The organism is Telluria antibiotica, from assembly GCF_011682055.1.
GTDB classification, from domain to species: Bacteria; Pseudomonadota; Gammaproteobacteria; order Burkholderiales; family Burkholderiaceae_D; genus Telluria; species Telluria antibiotica.
Map to the genome: position 1 here is coordinate 1 of NZ_JAAQOM010000023.1, position 20,292 is coordinate 20,292.

The following is a 20,292-nucleotide window of genomic DNA, read 5'->3' on the forward strand; positions in this document are numbered from 1 at the left end:
CTGTACAACCATCACATTCCGCAGCGTGCGCTCGACGCAAAAACGCCCATCCTGGCCCTCAAGGAATGGCAGAAGAAGCGTCCAGAATTATTCGTCAAACGCGTTTATGATCAAACGGGACTGGACACTTAACCAGTCCGTCGCGCGCCGCATTGCTGCCGGCTATTAACAGATCACGCAGCTGCTCCGGTGTTTGCGGTTTGGCTACACCTTGAGGAGATCTATAAAGTTCTTTGTTCGAGGGGACGTTAGGGCCGAACCACAAGACTAAATAGGTGCCACGATCTTCGGCTCGCCAGTCCCGGGTATAAAGGGCTGTTAACTGTTTGTCGGCCGCACGCCATAGGTCCTTGTGCCATTGCCCTTTTATCTCGATAGGCATGCGCAGAGTGCCTGCCGAGCAGGTGATATCGACTTCCTTGTCCGATGCCACGTGAGTTTCGGGTTCAAGCGTCACCTCATCCGATCCTTGGCGGAGTAGTCCGAGCAAATGGTCGCGGCATCGTTCCTCGTCGTACGGCACGCCCTTGTCGTCGAAGAAGCCGCGCCAAGATTCAGCGTCATCGCTACGTATCTTGGCCTGCACGACTTCTAGCTCGTTAATCATATAGGCTTGCAGATCGGATGCTGACGCCGGCTGGGCGTCTCGTGCAAACGCATTCAGCGCGGCGAGGGTTGGTGCCACATAGGCGGACTCGACACGTATCCGCTCCTGCTCGGCAGCCACGGCCTTGATTGTTTCGGTGTAACCATCAATCGATGCGCTGGCCAAGCGGGTCAAGGCGGCGCTGGACTCGGCCGAGGGATTGTTGCCGAGGCGGCTGATGAGAGACGTAATGTACTCCGTCGCATCCCAAGAGTTCGTATCCCCGGTAGTAACCCCCGATTGTCGGCCTACAAAAGGCCAACGGCCACGGAAGGTAGAGATCAACCACTCGAGCTGGGCAGTCGTAAGAGCCGGCCCGTGGTCGCGGTGCCCCCCGCTTGCGCGATCCCTCATATGCCAGAGCAGATCAGGCTCGATCTCTTGTCCATCCAGTCTTGCGGCGGTCGCGTCGAAGTCCGTGATTAATCCAACCGCATCCCAGTTATGACGCTGCGTGTCTGATACGAAGCGTTCCTTGGCGCATGCCACAGAGCGGAGGACGTCGTACCGCCCCGAGCGTAGAAGGCGATCCACCAGCTCAGTTTCCGGTTCAACGGGCAAATTATCGAAACCCATCAGCCAGTCTGCCGCAAGATCGGCGCTTATTTGCGCCACGGATGGATCCCGCATCAATGCATATAGGCCGTCAACAGGAGTGCGGCCTGCCCGTAACTGAGGCTCATGGTAGCGACGCATCGCCTGGGTCCAAAGCCCGCGTGCACGAACCCTCTCTTCCACCCACTCCTCCAGGCCATCGATACCGGCATGGTTGTCGATTTTGCTGCGGCGCAGTTCGAAAAGGCATGCAAGCAGTCGTTCATCCGTGACGTCGTCGACCTCAAGTCCGAGCCGTCGGCGCTCTGCGAGTGCCACCACCACGATGTACGCCGCGTTGTGCTGATTTCCTTCCATTAAGCCCTCTACGATATCGGCCGCCAAAGATATTGCGGGCTCATGCAGAAGAAAGGACTCAAATCCGATTCGCGCCGCCTCGTTCACTTCGGGACCTACCCACGTTTCGATACGAGCGTGCGCAGGTACGTCCTCCGAGCCAATGTCGCGGAAGTAATCGAGATAGGCCAGCGCGAGGTTCACGATACTTGCAAAGTCACCGCTTCGAATTTTTTCTATCTTGCCCATGAAATCGCGTTGACTCTGAGCGCGATGCCAGACTTCTCGTCGACGTCGCTTTTCCTGACGTCGGTCGTGCTTGATCTGCCAACGTGGAGGGCGGGGCGTGCCAAGACGGTCGAGCCAGCGCAATAAATCCGGTCGATGTCGGGCGAATGGTCGAGCTGCTTCACGGACCTCAGCTCCGATATCACCGTCATGCCGCACAAGCTGGACAACTTCACGCCAGCGCTCGTCGCTATGATCTCCAGGGTCAAGCGCCTTGAACAGTTCGACGACATCTTCAGGCGACGGCGTGAAGCTGGTCAAGGTCCGGCTCAGCCGATGCAGTTGAAGATGCACGGATTGTTGAGCAGAGCTTTCTAAAAGGACATACCGCTGCAGCGCGAGACGTACGGCAGAATCATGTTGAATGTGCGTAGTAAGCTGGGCGCGGGCACCTAGATCGTACCCTGCGAACCCTTCAAAGGATTCAAGCCATTTCCAGACCTCAAAGACATTTACATCACCGTCGGCAACGCGACGGCAAATCAGATGATATGCGAAATCTAATAGTTCGGCATCGGCATGATGGTCATGCAGATCACCCACCTTTTTAAGTGCGTTCGTATAACAATCCAGGAGACTGTCCAAGCGAGCAATCGGTAGGCTAACTTTAAGTCGATAAAGTGCCCCTACCGTCCGGCTGTTCTGAAGAGCGTAGGCGACTACTAGGCTAACGATAAGACTGTCATCAAAGGGGGCATAGCCAATCTCGTCTATCAGCTCAATGGCAAGCCGGACAGAAAGCTTATCGTTGAGCGAGCAAAGACTTCGCATCGTGGCTTGCCAATTGCTGCTACCGTCTACCTCGACAAGTGCTTCCCCGGATGCACTTCTGATCGCGAACTCCATGTCCGGGTCGAGTGCCAGGGTGCGTAGTTCATTTGCCAGCGACAGGGCAACCGTTGACCCTTTAGCGGACTCGATGACGAGGAGTCGGAGGCCGAACGGTGCGTCACGCGACAAGATGAGTTCACGGAGGTCATCGATCAGGCCGGGTTGAACAAGACTTTTGACGGAATATGGTCGCCAGTCGCGGAAGCGAGGATTGGAGGTTGCAAGATCTTTTAGTGCGTTGAGCAGTAAGCGAGCGTTTTGAATCCCTAGCGAGTCGGCGTCACCATATTCGATCACCCCCATCGGATCGGCTGCGATTACGGCAGGAGCGAGTGCGGGGTCAAGCGCCAGCCATGCATGAATGCCGCGTAAGCTCGCGGGCACAAGGCGCTGGCTATGAAACAACGAGAGCAGACGCGCGCGCTTCTTCCTTGTGTTGGCCAGCTTTGATAGCCAGTACGCGCCCAAGAACTCGCCAATGCTCCGGTGCCAGTAGGTGAACCTATCTGCCCGATCCGCTTTGAAGAGCCTGGTGTCAAGCATGGATCGCACGTTGGCGCCGCCGGGGAGTTGCTCAATTTCGGCGAGCTGTAGTTCAGCCGTCGTGCCATTTATAGCCGCAGTGCGAACGATAGTTTCGCTGCCGGTAACAATCAGGGCGGCGAAGGCTGCGCCAGCAGCATCCAGACCGGCCTCGCGCGCCGGCTGGTTGCATATCTTGGCGTCACGATGCTCAAGCCGCAAAACTTCAATTGCACTGTGGAATAGGTCGCCACGGGTTTCTGGAAGGTCGCCTTTGCCAGCTACACGCGCGACGAGTTCTAGTGTCTGAGGATTGCCGAGCAAGCCCTGGAGGCCACGGCCATTAAAATGAGCTACTACGTCTCTGGCCATCTCAATGCCAAAGCGGCCGCCAAGAAACGCAATGGCGTCTTCATCAGTGAAGGGCAGCAGATGTAGTTCAAGTGGTTGCTGGTCGTATTGTTCACGGATGGCTTCGAGGCCTGTCGCGCTACGCCAATCAGCCACGCGGCACGATAGTACGAATTGTGGATAGTCGAGTTCGCCGAGTCGCTGCAACACAAGGTCAACTGCCTCACCGTCCTTTTGCGCGCTCACCTCGTCGAGTGCGTCGATCACCAGCACACGGGCGGTGCCGAGCAGAGTCGCGGGATTGCGGCGGTTTATTAGTTGCCGGGCGGTGCAGAGTGCAAATTCGTCTGAATTAGCAAGCCATTGGAGCAAGGATGATTTGCCCATGCCGGCCTCGCCCAAGATGACAAGCGGCTCTGCGCGCCGGCGCAATTCACCCTCGGTCAGCGTGATACGGCGGTCAGTCTCGTACCAAAGTTTTCGCTCGATGAGTTCCTGATTCATGCTTTGAAAGAAACATACTGTTGGGCAAAGATTAGCGTATCACTTACCCGCTTCAGGCGTCGAGTGTCGAAGGCTCGTGCATAAGGGCTTCTTGTTGCCCATCTTTAATTTGCGACGCAACATTATGAGGTCGGTTTTTTTAGAGACAAATAATGGACCTCCATCCAACACAACATAGAGCTTCAACATGTCTCTGCATACTTACCTGAGCGCGACGCTCCCGGCCCTCGCCAACGAAACCCGCACCCATGTGCCCCCTTACGCCGCCTACTGGCTAAAACGCTCGCCGCACCCTTGCGTGCCTGAGCGTGCTTTGAAAATGACGCGATCCGCCCTGTCCGCGTTCAGGGGCGCTTGGCGTGGCCGGTCGGGTCCATCGTGCGCGTGCTGAAGGGCGGGGCCGCATGATGCGCGCTTCGCTGGACCAATTTCATCTTACGGCCACGTCAAATTGATGGCGCGATAATCTTGGAGTTCCACTGCGCGGCCGCCGAAGGCAGTGGGTGCCACGTGTATTGCCGTCGACGATCCGCTCTTCTCTTAGGTGTGCATCAGCGGATACAGCACAAGCCCCGCCACCGCAGCCGCGGCGATGATCACAGGCTCCTGCAGCTTCTTGAAGCGCCACAGCAGCGCGATCGTCGCCACGGCCAGCAGGGCAGTGGGAATATCGATGATGGAGCGCCGCGCCAGTACGACGACGGATCCCGTGATCGCGCCGATGGCCGCCGCCGTGATGCCGTCCACGAACGCCGCGAGGCCGGGATGCTTGCCGTAGCGCTTGAAGTAGGGCGCGGGGATGACGGTGAACAGGTAGCACGGGAGGAACGTCGCGAGCGCTGCCGTCGACGCGCCCGCGAAGCCCGCGATCAGGTAGCCGATGAAGCCGACCGTGATCACCACCGGGCCCGGCGTGATCATCGCGACGGCCACGGCGTCGACGAATTGCTTGTCGTTGAGCCAGTGGTGTTCCGTCACGACGCCGCCGTACAGGAACGGCACGATGGCGAGGCCCGACCCGAAGACGAACGCGCCCGCCTTGCCGAAGAAGACCGCGATCTGTGCCAGCAGCGGCACGTCCAGCGATCCGAGCAGGCCCGCCCCGACGAGCGCCTGGTCGGCCACCGCCACGCCCAGCACGCCCTTGCCGATCCACCGCGGCGGCGCGCGCAGCAGCCAGACGAGCACGCCGCTGGCGATGAACAGCCACGTGATTTCCGACTCGGTCGCGATGGTCGACAGCATCAACAGCAGGTACACGGCCCACAGCAGCTTGTCCTTGCCGAGCGTCTTCTGCGTCAGCTTCTTCGCGCTCATCGCGATCAGGCCGATGACGGCCGCGCCGACGCCGTAGAACACGGCCTGCATCCACGCCAGCCCGCCGAAGCGGACGTACGCCCAGCCCAGCGCGACGACCATCAGGAACGACGGCAGCACGAACGCGACGCCGGCGAGGGTGGCGCCGCGCAGCCGGTAGTGCACGAAGCCGAGGTAGATACTGAGCTGGGCCGCCAGCGGGCCGGGCGCGATCTGCGCGAGCGCCACGCCTTCCTTGAAATCCTCCTGCGTGATCCAGCCGCGCGTGTCGACGAGGTCGCGCTGCATGTAGCCGACCAGCGCCACGGGGCCGCCGAAGCCGAGCGCGCCGAGCCGCAGCATGTACAGCACGAGTTGCCACAGCGTGTAGGGTGGTCGTTGCGGGTCCGTCATTGGGGGCTCTCCTTGCCGTAGTGGGTATGCAGTGAATCGAGGACGGTGCCGATCTCGCGCAGGAAATCGTCGTCGTCCGGCAGCCGTGCGCGCGCGCCGGACAGGATGGCTTCGAAGCCCGCCGCTTCCGGCGCCGCGGCCCCGCCGACGTCGAGCACGTGGATCAGCCGCGCCAGCTGCGCGAGGCCCCGTTCGTCCTCGAGGCCGAAGCTGGCGAGCAGCACTTCGAACGTCACCTTGTCGCCCACGTGCGTGAAGGCGGCGCCGTCGAAATCGAAGCCGAGCGCATCGGGCGGACAGTCGGCCGGGCTGGCGAGCCACAGGAAGCGGGCATCCGCGTCGATGAAGCGCCGGATCAGCCACGCGCTCGCGACGCGGTCGACTCCTAGACGCCGCCGCGTGGCCCACGTGCGGCCCTGGTAGCGTTGCCGGTCCAGCGGCGCGATGGGGCGTTGCTCGGCATGCGGTTCGCCGGGCGACAGCACGGCGTTGGCCGCGTCCTCGAAGTCGGACCACGCGGACTGGATGTCGTCCGCTGCGTGACCCGGAAAGAAATCGATGCGGCGCACGGCCTCGAGGTCCTTGCGCAGGCGGCGGACGGTCTTCGCGACGTCGGCCGCGTCCTGCCCGGCCAGTGCCCGCTTGGCGGCCAGCAGTTGCGTCGCGAGGGCGGCATAGTCGGCCGAGCGGTCGAACAGGGCGCGGAACGCGGCCTCCGTGTCCGCCGAGCGCGGCGCCACGTTCACGACGCAGCCCGTGCCGCCTTCGTCGTTCGTGCGCGCGGCCAGGTAGTCCAGCGCCGTGGCGTGGGCCGGCGTGTCCGGCAGCAGGTACGCGCCGTCGCGCAACGACGCGCAGCCGAGTGCCTTGATGGCGCGCCACAGCCGCATGCGGGCCGTCGCGCCCGTCGTCGGCAGGCTGGCGATGAAAAGGAGCCAGGAGGTCGGCATGGCGAGTCGGTATCGGGAGTGAAGTAATGAAGTCTACACAAACATAGATTCATCTACAAGAACCGATGGCGTGTGCCGTCTCCCGCGTGTTGTCACGCCGCCGCGCGCTGTTTTTTTTGCAAGGGATCGATGTTATATTGTCTGGATGGCTAAGGATGAGACATCCTGTCCGCCGCGGCCCCGGCCGTATTTTGTTACCAACGATTCCTTCGCGCATGGACCGGCAAAACCGCGCCATGCAGGAACCAGCCCGACCGGTTGCCATGCTCTTCAATTCATTCACGTTCCTGTTTCTCTTCCTGCCCATCACGGCCGTCGGCTACTTCCTGCTCGCGCGCAGGGGCCACACCTGGGCCGCCGGCTGGCTCGCCCTCGCGTCGCTGACGTTCTATGGCTGGTGGAGCTATGTGTACATCCCGCTGCTGGTGGGCTCGATCCTGTTCAACTACTGGATGGGGCAACGCATCGGCCACGCGGCCGGTGCGGCGCGCAAGCGGTGGCTGACGGCGGCCGTCGCCATCGACCTGCTGCTGCTCGCCTACTTCAAGTACGCGGATTTCTTCATCTCGGGCGTGAACTGGCTGGCGGCCGCGGACATCCCCGCGCTCCACGTCGTGCTGCCGATCGGTATTTCCTTTTTCACGTTCACGCAGATCGCCTACCTCGTCGACACGTACCAGGGCAAGGTCAAGGAAGCGCGCTTCCTGCACTACGTGCTGTTCATCACGTATTTCCCGCACTTGATTGCGGGCCCCGTGCTGCACCACGCGGAAATGATGCCGCAGTTCGACCGGCCCGGCAGCTACCGCTTCTCGTACCGGAACCTCGCGGTGGGGCTTAGCGTCTTCGCGATCGGCCTCGCCAAGAAAGTGCTCATCGCCGACAACCTGGCGCCGCACGCGACGTTCCTGTTCGACCAGTCGGACATGTTTTCGTTCGCGAACGCGTGGGGCGGCGTGCTCGCGTATGCGTTCCAGCTGTACTTCGACTTCTCCGGCTATTCCGACATGGCCATCGGCATCTCGCTGCTGTTCGGCATCCGCCTGCCGCTGAACTTCGACTCGCCGTACAAGGCCGCGAACATCATCGATTTCTGGCGCCGCTGGCACATGACGTTGTCGCGCTTCCTGCGCGACTACCTGTACGTGCCGCTGGGCGGCAACCGCAAGGGCCCCGTGCGCCGCTACGTCAACCTGATGACGACGATGTTGCTGGGCGGCCTGTGGCATGGCGCCGGCATGAACTTCGTGATCTGGGGCGCGCTGCATGGCATCTATCTCGCCATCAACCACGGCTGGAATGCGCTGGCGGAGAAGCTGCGCCTGCCGCGTGGCCGCGTCTGGGCCGCGTTCAGCATGGCGCTGACGTTCGTCGCCGTGTGCGTGGCCTGGGTGTTCTTCCGCGCGACGCACTTCGACAAGGCGATGACGATCCTGCGCGGCATGGCGGGCCTGGACGGCGTGGGCCTCCCTGCGTCGATCGGCCTGCAACTGGGGCCGTTGAGGGGTGCGCTCGAGCAGTTGGGCGTGTCGTTCTACCTGGGCGGCGGCTCGCGCTTCCTGGAGACGTGGCAATGGGTCGCCGTCGGCGCCGCCATCGCGTTCTGCCTGCCCAACACGCAGCAGATCATGGGCCGCTACGAAACGGCACTGGGCGCACCGAGCTCGCCGCGCCGCACCGGCTGGCTGCTGTGGCTGCCTGCGCGGCGCTGGAGCATCTACATCGGGGCGATCCTGCTCGGCAGCCTGCTGTCGCTCAGCCGCCCCGCCGAATTCCTGTATTTCCAGTTCTGAAGCGGGGACAGCCGAATGGAACAGATCCAGCGCTACGATGACGAGGTCACCGTCCTGGCCGGCACCCCGGCCGCCGATGCCATGCGCCCCGAGGCCCCGTATCGCCGATTCACGGCCTGGTGTGCGGGCGTCGTCGCGGCCGGCGTATTGCTCGTCGTGGGCATCGTGGCCGTCGTCGACCCGTACCACTTGTATGGCCTGGTCGACAGCCCGCGCCTGAACCACGTGAAACCGCTGCCGGAGCAATACCGCGAGCAGATCAAGCTGGCGCAGGCGGAGGCCGTGCGGCCGGACGTGATCCTGCTGGGGAATTCGCGCGCCGAGGTCGGCCTCGACCCGGACAGCCCGCTGCTCGCCGCGCGCGGCCGCGGCGCCTATAACATGGGGATGTCGGGCACGAAACTGACCGTGTCGGAGCGCATGTATGCGAAGCTGCGGGCCGACGCGGCGCCGGCGTCGACGGCCGTGATCGGCGTAGAGTTCCTCGATTTCCTCGTCTCGCCCAACAGCAGGCTGGAGCCCGCGCCCGTGCAGGCGCCGTCGCCGTGGCAATGGCGCTTCGATACGCTGTTCTCGATCAAGTCGTTGACGGACGCGCTGCGCACGGTGCGCCTGCAGAAGGCCGCCGATCCGGAGACGATGACGCAGCGCGGCCAGACCCCGCTGCGCGACTACAACCGCTACGCGCGCACGGAAGGCTATTACGCGATCTTCCAGCAAAAGGCGCGCGACAACGCGAAGGCCGTCCTCAAAAAGCCGCACAACCTGTTCGTCGCGGGCACCGACAGTTCGGAAAGCATCGGCCGCCTGCGCGCGCTGCTCGACACGATGGCACGCGACCGTACCGACGTGCACCTCGTCATCTACCCGTACCACGCGCAACTGATGGCCATGTTCGAGGACGCGGGCCTGCTGGGGACGATGGACGAGTGGAAGCGCGTGCTCGTGCGCGAAGCGGACGCCGCGCGCGCCCGCCATCCGGATGCACGCATCAGCGTCTGGGACTTCAGCGGCTATGGCGACATGCGCTGCGAGCGCATCCCCGCGCCCGGCGACACGCGCAGCGTCACGCGCTGGTACTGGGAAGCCGGCCATTTCAAGTCCACGCTGGGTGACCTGATGCTGCAGCGCATCCTGGGCGGCGACGGGACGTTCGGCGTGCGCCTCACCGCCGACGGCCTCGACGCCAACCGCCAGCGCATCGCCGCCGAGCGCGCCCAGTGCGCCGGTACCTATCCCGACGTCTTTGCCGGTGCCAGCGACCTCGTCGCCGTGGCCCGCGCATCAACGCCCTGACCGACCGGGCCGGCCGGCGTGCCAGCCCTCCCTCGTTTCGCCTCCCCGTCTCTGTTATGCAGCGCACAGTCGGGGTCGACAAAAAGTTATATTTTTTTTATTGAGACACCGCATTCTGCCGGTGTCGTTCGGACGTCGCGCGGCAGCGCAACGCGTAAGGACCGCTTATCGGTCGAACTTTTGAACGGATGCACGGTCAAGAAGATCGGTCTACTCCGCGTTGGTCAAAATCTTACAAAAGGAATTCATCATGGATAATCAGAAGTCGAGCGAAGCAAAAGGGAGCAACCTGGGCAACCAGGGCAAGGACAGCGGCCTGCCGAATGCCAGCGGCGCCGGCAACCTGGGCAGCACCACCGGTTCGGACAGCCTGAACAAGAGCACCCAGCTGAACCAGGGCAAGGACCAGCACAGCTCGACCGGCAGCAGCACAGGCGGCGCCACCGCGTCCAGCACGGGCGCCGTGGGCGGCACCAGCAATGCCGGTAGCGCATCGTCGTCGTCGGGCATGGGGTCGATGGGCTCCTCCAGCCAGAACAAACAGAGCGCCGGCGCGGCCACCGGCTCGGGTGTCGGCGGCGATTCGCGCGACATGGGCGCCCAGGTGAATGCCCGCGCGCAGGACCTGCACCAATCCATCGACAAGGCCGCCGACGCCGCCCGTCCGATGGTCGACAAGGCTGCAGATGCGGCGCGTCCCGTCGTCGACCGCCTTGCCACGACGGCCCACGCCGGCGTCGACAAGCTGCAGGGCATGCTGAGCGGCGCCACGGTCAACCTGGGCCAGCGCCAGCAACAACTGACGGACGCCTACGGTCAATGGAAGGAAGCGAGTTTCGAGTACGTGCGCCAGAAACCGGGCACCGCGATCGCCATCGCCGCGGCCGCCGGCTTCGTGCTGGCCAAGCTGCTGGGTGGCCGCAGCCGCGATTACTGATCGCGTTTCCGCCGCCCCAAAAAGAAAACCGGCTCGCGCCGGTTTTCTTTTTTGAAGCAAGGTCGATCAACGTAGCGACAGATCCCACACGCCGCGCCCATACGTCGAGGCGCGCAGGAAGCTGCCGTCGGCCGGCATGTACAGGTCGCTCACCTCGACCGTCGGCAGGCCCGCGCCAAACTGGCTCCAACTGATGCCGCCGTTCGTCGTGCGGTACACGCCGAGCCACGTGGCCGCGTACACGGTGTTGCCGGAGAGGTCGTTCGGCGCCGCCAGCAGCTTCTGGATCGGCACGTTCGGCAAGCCGTTGCTCGCGGCGGCCCAAGTGGCGCCGCCATCCGTCGACTTCACGACATACACGCTCTGCCCGAACGGGTTTTCCGACGACACGTACAGCACCGAGTTGTTGGCCCACGCCACGCTGCTGTTGTAGCCGAGGTGCCCCGGCACGAGCGTATTGCGCTGCTTCCACGTGGCGCCGGCGTCAACAGTGATCAGGACCCGGCCACCGGGCGATACGGCGGCCACGTGGTTCAGGTCGATCGGGCTGACGGACACGCTGTGCGACGCGCCGCGGATGTACGTGGCGGCCGTGCTGCCGCTGAAGATGGGCGTCCACGAGGCGCCCGCGTCGTCGGTGCGGTAGATCAGGCTCTTCGTGTTCGTGAAGTAGGTCTTGCCGCCCGGGTCGGCCTGGGCGGACGGGGTGGCGATCGGCGTCACGAAGTACGCGTTGCAGGCATTGATCCCGTTGTACGTGCAGGTGGCGTCGTCGAACGTGGGATCGGTCCATTTCTTCTGGATGTTCGGATCCTTCTGCGCGTAATAGATGTAGCCGTACACGTAGCTGCCGAGCGCCGTCACATTGCGCGACTGGCTCCAGCCGACGCCGAAGCCGTCGCCGCCGAAGCTCTGGTTGAACACGCTCGTGTTGCCGACGCGGATGCGCGTGCCGTTGTCCTGCAGGCCGATCAGCACGCTCTTCGGATCGGAGCCCGACGTCGCCATCGAATAGATCAGGTAGTCGACGAGGCCCGTGTTCTTCTGGTCCGTCCATGTCTTGCCCTCGTCGTAGCTGAGGAACAGGCCGCCGTCCGTGCCGATCATCACGCGCTTCATGCCGCCCGCGGTCGAGACGGTGGCCGTGTGGTGGTCGGCGTGCGCGTACGGCAGGCCGAATTGCGCGAGCCAGTTCGTCATCAGGCGCCACGTCTGGCCGCCGTCCGTTGTCTTGCCCGTGTTCAGCTGTCCGCCCAGGTACACCGTGTTGCGCGTGGGGTCGGTCGGGTCGACGACGATCATGTGGTTGTAGAAGCCCTGGCCGCCCATCAGTTCCATGGTCGGGTTCTCTTCGTTAGGATTGACCGGGGCCTTGCTGTTCAGGCCCAGCGCCGTCCACGTGTAGCCGCCGTCGCCGGAACGGAACAGGTCCTTCTGGTCGCAGCCGCTGCTGCACGAGTTGGCGGCATACGCGTACACGACATTGTCGCCGGGCGCGCCGACCGCGAGCGTGATGCGGCCCGCGCCACCCGTCAGGTTGGGCGCCGACAGGGGAGTCCACGTGATGCCGTCGTTCGACCAGTACAGGGTGGCGGGGCTGTAGTAGCCGCTGGTGGCGGCCGTCGCCAGCCAGCCCGTGCTCGAGCGCGCGAGGCTCCACACGCGACCGCCGTTCAGCACCTGCGCGTAGGTGTTGCCGCCGTCGGCCGAGCGGAAGATGCCGGCGTCGGTCGCGACCAGCACGACGTCGGTGGCCCCGCGCGTATCGACCTTCACGTCCAGCACCATGCCGGAATTTCCGAGGAAGACGAACGGCGACCAGGTGTTGCCGCCGTCGGTGGTCTTCAGCATCGCGCCGCCGACGATCGGGATGCCGTCGAACGGGTCGCCGGTGCCGTAGTACAGCGTCTGCGGGCTGCGGCCGAGCGCCGCGGCGCCGCCGCTCGTCGTGATGACCTTGTCCGTGATCGGGGTCCACGTCGGGTAAGGCGATTCGAAATTGCTGGTCTTCCAGATGCCGCCCGACGACGACAGCAGGTAGACCGTGTTCGGGTCCGTCGGGTGCGGCAGGATGTTGCGCAGGCGGCCGCTGTCGGTGACGCTCAGCTGGATGTCGTTCTGCGTCTTGACGGCGCGGGTCGGGCCGATCGACTGCCATTGCGGCACGCCGGCCGGCGGGGTCGCGCCGGGCGCGAGCTGCGGATAGGTGGCGCGCTGCTTCGCCCATTCCTGCACCATGCGGTGCGAGAAATCGGCGGGGAGCGTGGCGCCGTAGCGGGCCTTCAGCCATTCGAGGCGGCCCATCACGGTGGGCCGGTCCTCTTCGCCGCCGCCCGCGGCCTGGAACGAACGGAACGTCTGGGTGCTGCGATAACCGCTATCGTCGGTTGCCGTCTGGGCCTGGGCCAGCGACATCGTGCCGGCCGCGGCGAACAAGCCGCCCAGCCAGGTTGCCTTGTGTAACCAAGTCATCATGTCTCCCACTTTGTGAGTTTGTCGTTGTCGCGCAGATAAGCTGGTGAGCCGTATCTACGTAGCAAAAGACTATGATTCGTGTGGATTCCTGTCACTACCTGTTACAAACTTGTATTCAAATGTAATCGGTGATGTGGTTTTTTGTGAACATGATTTGATCGAGGCAGAATCATGGCGATCAGAGTAGATCGATGCCGAAGCGTTTCAGCACGAGCGCGAACAAGAGTATGCTGGCCACGGTGAGCGCGACGCCGGCGCCGAGCGCGGGCCAGAAGCCGAAGCGGCCGAGCAGCCAGGGAAACGCGGCGAACATGGGCAGCGTCGGGAGCACGTACCACAGCGTGTACCACGCGTGGTTGGCGATTTTTTCTTGCGGCTGGCGCTCGACGTACAGCCAGATCAGCGTAAGCACGGTGACGAGCGGCAGCGAGGCGATCAGGCCGCCGAGACGGTCGGAGCGCGCGGCGGCTTCCGACACGAAAACGACGACGGCCGCGGTGACGAGGTATTTGGTGACGATCCAGGACATGGCGCAGGACGAGAGAGCGTGCCCCAGTGTAGCAAAGCACACCCTTGTTCGCTACGTACACCCCGGGAACACGGCCGTTACAAATCCTTACCATTGATACGCTCCGTCGCTATCCATGCTCGTCCGTTCAAGGTTAAATGAGGATCCACGAGGAGTGCACACCATGATCCAGCGCGCATCGCTAGCCCTGCTGACCGCAGCCCTAATGGCGACCGGCGTCGCGTCGGGTGTGCCGCCCGCGGCCGCGGCACCGCCGGCGCAGGCGGCCCCGCTCGATGCGCAGGCGCAGGCGCTGCACGTGCTGAACAGGCTCGCATTCGGGCCCCGTCCCGGCGACGTGGAGCGCGTGGCGAACATGGGCGTGCAGCGCTGGATCGACGAGCAGCTGCATCCCGAGACGATCCCGCTGCCGCCCGACCTGACGGCGCGCCTGGCGCTGCTTGCCACCGTCAATCGCAGCGCGGGCGACTCGCTGGCCGAATTCATCGAGCTGCGCCGCGAAGTGCGCATGGACGACGAGGGCGCGAAGCAGCGCCGCCGCCAGACCGAGATGCGCGTGGCGCGCCAGGCCGCCGAGGCCAGGCTGCTGCGCGCCGTCGAGAGTCCGCGCCAGCTGGAAGAAGTCATGGTCGACTTCTGGTACAACCATTTCAACGTCTTCGCAGGCAAGGGCATCGACCGCGCCCTGGTGACGAGCTACGAGCGCGACGCGATCCGCCCGTACGCGCTGGGCTCCTTCCGCGCGCTGCTGGGCGCGACGGCGAAGCACCCGGCGATGCTGTTCTACCTCGACAACGTCGTGTCGTCGGCGCCGCGCCCCGATGCCAAAGGGAAGGCGCGCGGCCTGAACGAGAACTATGCGCGCGAGCTGATGGAATTGCACACGCTGGGCGCGGACGGCGGCTACACGCAGCGCGACGTGACGGAACTGGCGCGCATGCTGACCGGCTGGACGTTCGACCAGAAGCGCCTCGCGCGCGCGGGCGAGACGTTCCGCTTCGACGCCGGCCGCCACGACCGTGACACCAAGACGTGGCTCGGACGCGAGATCGCGCCCACAGGCCAGCAGGAAGGCGAGTACGCGCTGGACGTGCTGGCCGTGCATCCGTCCACGGCCCATCACGTGAGCTTCGAGCTGGCCCAGTACTTCGTCAGCGACGAGCCGCCGGCGGCCCTCGTCGACCGCATGGCCGCCACGTGGATGGCGTCGCATGGCGACATCCGCGCCGTGCTCGCGACGCTGTTCGCGAGCCGCGAATTCATGTCGGCCGGCGCGGCCGGCGCCAAGTTCAAGACGCCGTACCAGTTCGTCGTGTCGGCCGTGCGGGCCAGCGGCGCGCCGGTGGCGAACGTGATGCCGCTCGTGAACACGATGAACCAGCTGGGCATGCCGCTGTACGGCTGCCAGACGCCGGACGGGTACAAGAACACGCAGGACGCGTGGCTCAACCCGGACGCGCTCACGCGGCGCATCGCGTTCGCCACCGCGCTCGCCGCCGGCAAGCTGCCGCTGGCGGCGCCGCCGGTCGATGCCCGTCCCGCGATGGCGGCGATGGCGCCGAACATGGCCGGCAGCGATGCGATGCCGCCGCCGGCACCGCCCGAGCCTGTGCCGGCCGCGCCGAAGCCGGTGGCGGCGCAGGCGCCCGTCGATCCGGCGCGCCTGCAGGCGACGCTGGCCGGCTCGATCTCGCCGCGCACGCGGGCCATCGTCCAGCGCAATCCGGACAACCTGCGCGCCGCGATGCTGCTCGGCAGTCCCGATTTCATGCAGCGCTGATTCTTTCGGAGAACGACATGCAACGCAGGCACTTCCTCAACGCGCTGGCGCTGGGCGCCGGCATCCTGCTTCCGGTCGGCCGCAGTGCATGGGCCTTGAGCGGGTCCGCGGCCGATCCCACCGGCCGGAAACTCATTGTCGTGATGCTGCGCGGCGCCGTCGACGGCCTGAACGTCGTCGCCCCCGTCGGCGACGCGAATTATGCGCGGCTGCGCCCCACGATCGGCCTGGGGGCGCCCGGCATGGACGGGGGCGCGCTGGACCTGGACGGCTATTTCGGCCTGCATCCCGCGCTGGCCGACCTGCAACCGCTGTGGCGCGCGCACAAGCTGGCGTTCGTCCACGCGAGCGGCTCGCCGGACGCGACCCGCTCCCACTTCGACGCGCAGGACTACATGGAATCGGCCACGCCAGGCCGCAAGAGCACGCCGGACGGCTGGATGAACCGCCTCGTCGCGGCGCTACCCGGCCCGCAGTCGCCCAGCCGGCTACTGGGCATCGGCCCCGTGCTGCCGCGCATCCTGTCCGGCCAGGCGGCGGCCGTGAACCTGCCGAACGTCGCTGGCGCCGCGCGCGCCGACCTGCTCGACCGGCCGGCCGTCAAGGCCGCGTTCGACGAGCTGTACGCGAGCCATCCGCGCTTCGGGCGCGCGTACGCGGACGGGCGCGCGGCGCACCGCGAAGTGATGGACGCCCTCGAGAGCCACGAGATGCAGGCGGCCGACCGCGGCGCGCCGCTGCCGAACGGCTTTCCCGACGATGCCGCGCGCCTCGCGGGCCTGATGCGCAACGACCCGAAGATCCAGCTGGCGTTCGTCGCGCTGGGCGGCTGGGACACGCACGCGAACCAGGGCGCCGCCTCCGGCCAGCTGGCCAACCGCCTTGCGCCGCTGGGCCAGGGCCTGGCCGTGCTGGCCGAGCGCCTCGGCCCCTTGTTCGACGACACGGTCGTCGTCGTGATGTCGGAATTCGGCCGCACGGCCCACGAGAATGGCAACGGCGGCACGGACCACGGTCACGGCAACGTGATGTGGGTCATGGGCGGAAAAGTCCGCGGGGGTAAGGTATATGGCGATTGGGAAGGCGTCGGCGACGCCCAACTGAACGAGGGCCGCGATTTACCCGTCACGACCGATTTTCGTTCGGTGTTAGCGCACATATCTGAAGAACATTTAATGTTAGGCGATAAACGTCTGGAACGGGTCTTTCCCGCAATGCCGCAAAAGCGCGCCGCCTTCCGCCTCATGGGCACCTGATGCTTCCCTCTAGAGGAGATACTCTAGATACCGTAGTTCTACCGTATTGCGGTGCACAAAAAATAAGGCTATAGTTGAACCGTCTCCTCCAGTTTTTCTCCGGAAATCTGGATTCAGCCCGCACCGCAAGGTTGCGGGCTTTTTTTTTGTTTGCCGCTAACAGTTGGAGTGGCACGGCCGGGCGGCCGCGCGGAGGAAGGTTCAGGCGCCGGTGGTTTCGGCGTCGTCGCCCTGGAAGGCGCCGGCGCGCCACGTGAGCACGAGGGTGTCGCGGTGGCCGTTCTCGCCGACCGGCTGGATCGGCGTCGATTCGTGGATCACGGCCGCGTCGTCCAGCAGCAGCAGGGTCCACGGTTCCGTCATCGTGAAGCGCTGGCCCTTGGGGCCGTTCGCTTCGAACACGCGCGTCTCGCCGCCCTTGATGTTGGCGCGTCCGATCAGGATCACGGCGACGAAATCGACGCCGTCGCGGTGCGCGCCTTCCGGCGTGGGGCGGCCGATGCCGTCGGCCGTATCGATGCGGAACTGGTGCGCTTCGACGTACCACGTCTGCGGGCCTTTCACTTGCGAGCACACGGTACCCAGTGCGCGCAGCAGTCGACTCCACGCCGGTTGCTCGATGGTGGCGTGTTCGATGGGGACGAACAGGCGGTGCATGCCGCCGTGCAGCGCGTTGTATTCGACCGGCTGCCAGTGCGCGCGGTGCGGGCTTTGCGTGAGGGCGTGGCCGCTGTCGACGAAGCAGGAATGCCGGCGCCGGCGATAGCGGCCGCCGTCCTTCAGGTAGTTGTCGAGTTCCAGGTGTTCCCAGCTGGGCGCCAGTGCCATCAATTCGTCGAGCGTGCAGCCGGCAAGCCGCGCCACGTCGGCCGGGCGCAGCAGCGCATAGCCGTCGCCGCGCAGGGCGTCGACGACGTGGGCGGGATCGGTATAGGGTGGTTGCGGAGTTGTCATCCTCTTAGCCTAGCACTTTTTTGGTGCGGTCGTGAATGACCGCCGGCTTACCAGTTCTTGACGAGCGTCAGGCGGAACGTGCGCGCTTCGATCGGATGGAAGTGCACGTCCTGCTGCGGTGCTGTCTCGCCGCGCAGCTGCGACGCGTAGTAGTAATCGATCGCCGATGCGTGCCGGTTCGCCAGATTGAACCCCTCGAGTTCCAGCCGCAGGTCGCGGTTCACGCGATAGCCCAGGCGGCCGTTCATCGTCGTGCTGGCGCGCGAGCGCACGCTGTCGTCGTCAAGCAGGGGGCGGGGGCCGAACCAGCGCAGGCGCAGCGCGCCGTCCCATGGCCCCAGCCGGCTTACCGTCAGCGCGAGCTGGCCCACGCCTTCGATCGCTTCCGGGATGCGGTCGTGTCCCGGCGCGGTCTCGCGCGTGCGTGCTTGCGCGTACGCGGCATCGAAGTCGACCGATAACCATTTATACGGTTTATAGCTATTCGAGAATTCGATGCCGACCCGGCGGCTGGGCGGACCCGCTTCCGTCGTGCCCGCGTCGCCCGCGTACGTCAGCTCGGAGTCGAAGTCCAGGCGGTACAGCGAGATCGCCGTCTGCATCTTCGGGACGGCCTCCGTGCGCATGCCCAACTCCATGCCGCGCGAGCGCACGAGGCCCGTGCCGAGTGGCGTGACGGTGCCGCGCGCGTCGTTGCTGTGGAAGCCCGTGCCGTAGTTCGCGTAGAACTCCGTCAGGCGCCACGGGCCGAACACGAGGTTGGCGGACGGGCTGGCCAGCGCATCGTGCGTCGTGCCCGCATCGGCGAGGGCGCTGCTGCGCACGCGGAACCGGTAGCCGTCCACGCGCGCGCCCACCGTCGTGCGGAACCAGCTGTTCCAGCGCGTCGCGTTCTCGACGAAGGCGCCCGTGCTCGTCTCGGTCACGTGGTCCGCGCGCGTGACGGCCAGCAGGCGGCGCGCGGCCGTGTGAGCCAGGCCGTTGAAGATATTGTCGTTCTGCGCTTCCACGCCGACCGTGACGTCCGACGCCGACATCTCTCCGCGGTGCACATGCCAGCTGTGGGTGACGTTGAAACCGCTCGTGACGCGCCGGTCCGGCTGGGCGAACTGGTCGCCATTGACCGGGTCGTCCATGAAGTAGGTGAAGTCGGACCACAGGTCGAGCTGGTTGCGGATGATGTAGCCGCTGACCTTCGTCGCCGCGTCCTGGCCCGTCTGGCGCCACACGCCGGACAGGCTGAAGCGCTTCGCCGCGCCGCCGTCCGTCGGGTCGACCGTGTCGAAGCGCCCGAGCAGGCCCGCGGCGACGGCGCGCGCGGGCACCTGGTCCGTCGCGTTCCAGCGGCCGCGGTAGGCCATCGCCGTCACGCTCCAGCCATTGTTCGCATAGCCGCGGCTGTAGCGCAGCACGCCGTTCAGCTTCTGGTAATCGTCCGGATGCGTGAACGGCCCGTCGTTGTGCATGGCTTCCAGCGCATACGTCAGCACGCCGTCGCCCGTCTCGTGCGATGCCGCGAGCGCCGTGCGCGCATAGCCGTCCTGCCCGATGCCGACGGTAGCGACGTTGCGCGCGAGGCGGTTCGCGTAGGTGATCGCGGCGCTGCCGGCCGATGCGAAATCGCCCTCGCGCGCCGAGTACGGCCCCTTCTTGTAGTCGAGTCGGACCGTCAGTTCCGGGATCAGGAAGTTCAGGTCCGTCCAGCCCTGGCCGTGCGCGTGGCTGCGCTGGTTGACGGGCATGTCGTCGAGCCAGGTCGCGAGGTCGGTGCCGTGGTCGAGGTTGAAACCGCGCAGGAAGAACTGGTTCGCCTTGCCTTCGCCGCTGTGCTGGCTCACGATCAGGCCGGGCGCCGCCTCCAGCAGTTCGCCGGGGCGGTACACGGCCATCGCCGCCAGCTCCTGCTGGCTGACGGTGCCGGCGCTGGCGGTGTCCGCGACGCCCAGCTGGCGCGCGCGCGCGCCTTCGACGAGCACGCGCTGGATGAAGGGATCGTCGGCGCGGGCGCCGGCGTGGACGAACGCCGCGGCGAGCAGCAGGGCGCCGGCACGCATCAGTGGACGGCGAGTTCCGTGCGGCTGCTCGTGAAGCCGAACGTGCGCAGGCTGCCGTTCGCCGTCAGGTTCACGGTGTTCTGCTGGTCGGGGAGGAAGTCGCTCAGCACGGCGTCGTGGATGGTCTCGACCTTCGTGACCGGTGTGCGTACGGCTTCCTGGTACACGACGACGCTGTCCGTGTCGACCGTCACGCCGACCCAGCCGAGCGGCAGGTGGCGGCCCTCGTTGTCGGCCAGCCAGAACTGCTTCTCGACGTAGCGACGCAGCACGGCCTGGTCGTCCGGGTCGGACAGGTCGAACTGGCGCTGGTACAACGCGGTCAGCAGCGACTCGACGTCGTGCGCCATGTACGTGTGCACGATTTCCGTGCTGCCCGTGCGCTCGTTGAAGCTGATGTCGGTGATGCCGGCGTGGAAGCGGTGGGCGGCGGCGTTCAGGCAGACCGTTGCGCACAGCAGCGCGAGGAGGTGACGGGCGGTCATGCGGGGGCGGTCGTGGTGGTGCTTCGTCATGGTGTCCTGC

13 protein-coding genes and 1 pseudogene are annotated in these 20,292 nt (G+C 65.3%); 6 read left to right on the forward strand and 8 right to left on the reverse strand.

All coding sequences use genetic code 11. The features are described 5' to 3' along the window. Nucleotides 1-132: pseudogene (locus HAV22_RS27925) on the forward strand (IS481 family transposase); the annotation flags it as partial. Here HAV22_RS27925 and eruA read toward each other — a convergent pair. The 3 genes from eruA to HAV22_RS27940 all read right to left on the reverse strand — a co-directional run bounded on the left by eruA (nucleotide 95) and on the right by HAV22_RS27940 (nucleotide 6,693). Then, nucleotides 95-4,033 carry an NACHT domain-containing antiphage protein EruA gene (eruA, locus tag HAV22_RS27930; RefSeq protein WP_166864142.1) on the reverse strand — a complete coding sequence of 1,313 codons (3,939 nt, stop codon included), beginning with the start codon at nucleotides 4,031-4,033 and terminating at the stop codon, nucleotides 95-97. The pseudogene HAV22_RS27925 and the gene eruA sit on opposite strands and share 38 nt — an antisense overlap. 540 nt (nucleotides 4,034-4,573) lie before the next feature. After that, on the reverse strand, nucleotides 4,574-5,743 hold the full coding sequence (locus tag HAV22_RS27935; protein ID WP_166864144.1) for a chromate transporter: 1,170 nt from the start codon (nucleotides 5,741-5,743) through the stop codon (nucleotides 4,574-4,576). Continuing rightward, a complete protein-coding gene (locus HAV22_RS27940) occupies nucleotides 5,740-6,693 on the reverse strand; it encodes a chromate resistance protein ChrB domain-containing protein (RefSeq protein ID WP_166864147.1) in 954 nt (317 codons plus the stop codon). Before HAV22_RS27940 ends, HAV22_RS27935 begins: the two co-directional genes overlap by 4 nt. Before the next feature lie 263 nt (nucleotides 6,694-6,956). Here HAV22_RS27940 and HAV22_RS27945 point away from each other — a divergent pair, with 263 nt between their 5' ends. The 3 genes from HAV22_RS27945 to HAV22_RS27955 all read left to right on the forward strand — a co-directional run bounded on the left by HAV22_RS27945 (nucleotide 6,957) and on the right by HAV22_RS27955 (nucleotide 10,719). Beyond that, complete coding sequence (locus HAV22_RS27945; protein WP_166864149.1) at nucleotides 6,957-8,486, forward strand: MBOAT family O-acyltransferase; 1,530 nt, start codon at nucleotides 6,957-6,959, stop codon at nucleotides 8,484-8,486. A 15-nt stretch (nucleotides 8,487-8,501) separates the two neighbouring features. Continuing rightward, nucleotides 8,502-9,782: a hypothetical protein gene (locus HAV22_RS27950; RefSeq protein ID WP_166864152.1), complete on the forward strand. Its 1,281-nt coding sequence runs from the start codon at nucleotides 8,502-8,504 to the stop codon at nucleotides 9,780-9,782. Nucleotides 9,783-10,032: 250 nt separating this feature from the next. After that, nucleotides 10,033-10,719 carry a hypothetical protein gene (locus HAV22_RS27955; RefSeq protein ID WP_166864155.1) on the forward strand — a complete coding sequence of 229 codons (687 nt, stop codon included), beginning with the start codon at nucleotides 10,033-10,035 and terminating at the stop codon, nucleotides 10,717-10,719. 66 nt (nucleotides 10,720-10,785) lie between these two features. Here HAV22_RS27955 and HAV22_RS27960 read toward each other — a convergent pair whose 3' ends face one another. Together HAV22_RS27960 and HAV22_RS27965 are read right to left on the reverse strand one after the other, a co-directional pair. Continuing rightward, complete coding sequence (locus HAV22_RS27960; RefSeq protein WP_166864158.1) at nucleotides 10,786-13,191, reverse strand: WD40/YVTN/BNR-like repeat-containing protein; 2,406 nt, start codon at nucleotides 13,189-13,191, stop codon at nucleotides 10,786-10,788. 181 nt (nucleotides 13,192-13,372) lie between these two features. After that, nucleotides 13,373-13,723: a DUF3147 family protein gene (locus HAV22_RS27965; protein ID WP_166864161.1), complete on the reverse strand. Its 351-nt coding sequence runs from the start codon at nucleotides 13,721-13,723 to the stop codon at nucleotides 13,373-13,375. A 163-nt stretch (nucleotides 13,724-13,886) separates the two neighbouring features. On the opposite strand from HAV22_RS27965, the gene HAV22_RS27970 reads away from it, so the two are divergent. Both HAV22_RS27970 and HAV22_RS27975 read left to right on the forward strand, forming a co-directional pair. After that, on the forward strand, nucleotides 13,887-15,503 hold the full coding sequence (locus HAV22_RS27970; protein ID WP_166864164.1) for a DUF1800 domain-containing protein: 1,617 nt from the start codon (nucleotides 13,887-13,889) through the stop codon (nucleotides 15,501-15,503). Between the two features lie 17 nt (nucleotides 15,504-15,520). Beyond that, on the forward strand, nucleotides 15,521-16,759 hold the full coding sequence (locus tag HAV22_RS27975) for a DUF1501 domain-containing protein (protein WP_166864167.1): 1,239 nt from the start codon (nucleotides 15,521-15,523) through the stop codon (nucleotides 16,757-16,759). Nucleotides 16,760-16,960: 201 nt separating this feature from the next. On the opposite strand, the gene HAV22_RS27980 is transcribed toward HAV22_RS27975, so the two are convergent. From HAV22_RS27980 to HAV22_RS27990, 3 genes are read right to left on the reverse strand one after another with little or no spacing between them, the layout of a single operon-like run. Then, entirely contained in the window at nucleotides 16,961-17,713 is a 753-nt protein-coding gene (locus tag HAV22_RS27980; protein ID WP_166864170.1) for a 2OG-Fe dioxygenase family protein, read from the reverse strand. 47 nt (nucleotides 17,714-17,760) lie between these two features. After that, nucleotides 17,761-19,767, reverse strand: a complete 2,007-nt coding sequence (locus HAV22_RS27985) for a TonB-dependent receptor (protein ID WP_166864172.1) — start codon at nucleotides 19,765-19,767, stop codon at nucleotides 17,761-17,763. Then, the gene (locus HAV22_RS27990; RefSeq protein WP_229421474.1) at nucleotides 19,767-20,282 is read right to left on the reverse strand and encodes a DUF6702 family protein; all 516 of its coding nucleotides are present in this window, start codon (nucleotides 20,280-20,282) and stop codon (nucleotides 19,767-19,769) included. Before HAV22_RS27990 ends, HAV22_RS27985 begins: the two co-directional genes overlap by 1 nt. Nucleotides 20,283-20,292 lie beyond the last annotated feature (10 nt).

Bases quoted from the DNA above. Each gene is read 5' to 3' on its own strand.
- eruA (WP_166864142.1), bottom strand. From the start codon at position 4,033: ATGAATCAGGAACTCATCGAGCGAAAACTTTGGTACGAGACTGACCGC.
- HAV22_RS27935 (WP_166864144.1), bottom strand. From the start codon at position 5,743: ATGACGGACCCGCAACGACCACCCTACACGCTGTGGCAACTCGTGCTG.
- HAV22_RS27940 (WP_166864147.1), bottom strand. From the start codon at position 6,693: ATGCCGACCTCCTGGCTCCTTTTCATCGCCAGCCTGCCGACGACGGGC.
- HAV22_RS27945 (WP_166864149.1), top strand. From the start codon at position 6,957: ATGCTCTTCAATTCATTCACGTTCCTGTTTCTCTTCCTGCCCATCACG.
- HAV22_RS27950 (WP_166864152.1), top strand. From the start codon at position 8,502: ATGGAACAGATCCAGCGCTACGATGACGAGGTCACCGTCCTGGCCGGC.
- HAV22_RS27955 (WP_166864155.1), top strand. From the start codon at position 10,033: ATGGATAATCAGAAGTCGAGCGAAGCAAAAGGGAGCAACCTGGGCAAC.
- HAV22_RS27960 (WP_166864158.1), bottom strand. From the start codon at position 13,191: ATGACTTGGTTACACAAGGCAACCTGGCTGGGCGGCTTGTTCGCCGCG.
- HAV22_RS27965 (WP_166864161.1), bottom strand. From the start codon at position 13,723: ATGTCCTGGATCGTCACCAAATACCTCGTCACCGCGGCCGTCGTCGTT.
- HAV22_RS27970 (WP_166864164.1), top strand. From the start codon at position 13,887: ATGATCCAGCGCGCATCGCTAGCCCTGCTGACCGCAGCCCTAATGGCG.
- HAV22_RS27975 (WP_166864167.1), top strand. From the start codon at position 15,521: ATGCAACGCAGGCACTTCCTCAACGCGCTGGCGCTGGGCGCCGGCATC.
- HAV22_RS27980 (WP_166864170.1), bottom strand. From the start codon at position 17,713: ATGACAACTCCGCAACCACCCTATACCGATCCCGCCCACGTCGTCGAC.
- HAV22_RS27985 (WP_166864172.1), bottom strand. From the start codon at position 19,767: ATGCGTGCCGGCGCCCTGCTGCTCGCCGCGGCGTTCGTCCACGCCGGC.
- HAV22_RS27990 (WP_229421474.1), bottom strand. From the start codon at position 20,282: ATGACGAAGCACCACCACGACCGCCCCCGCATGACCGCCCGTCACCTC.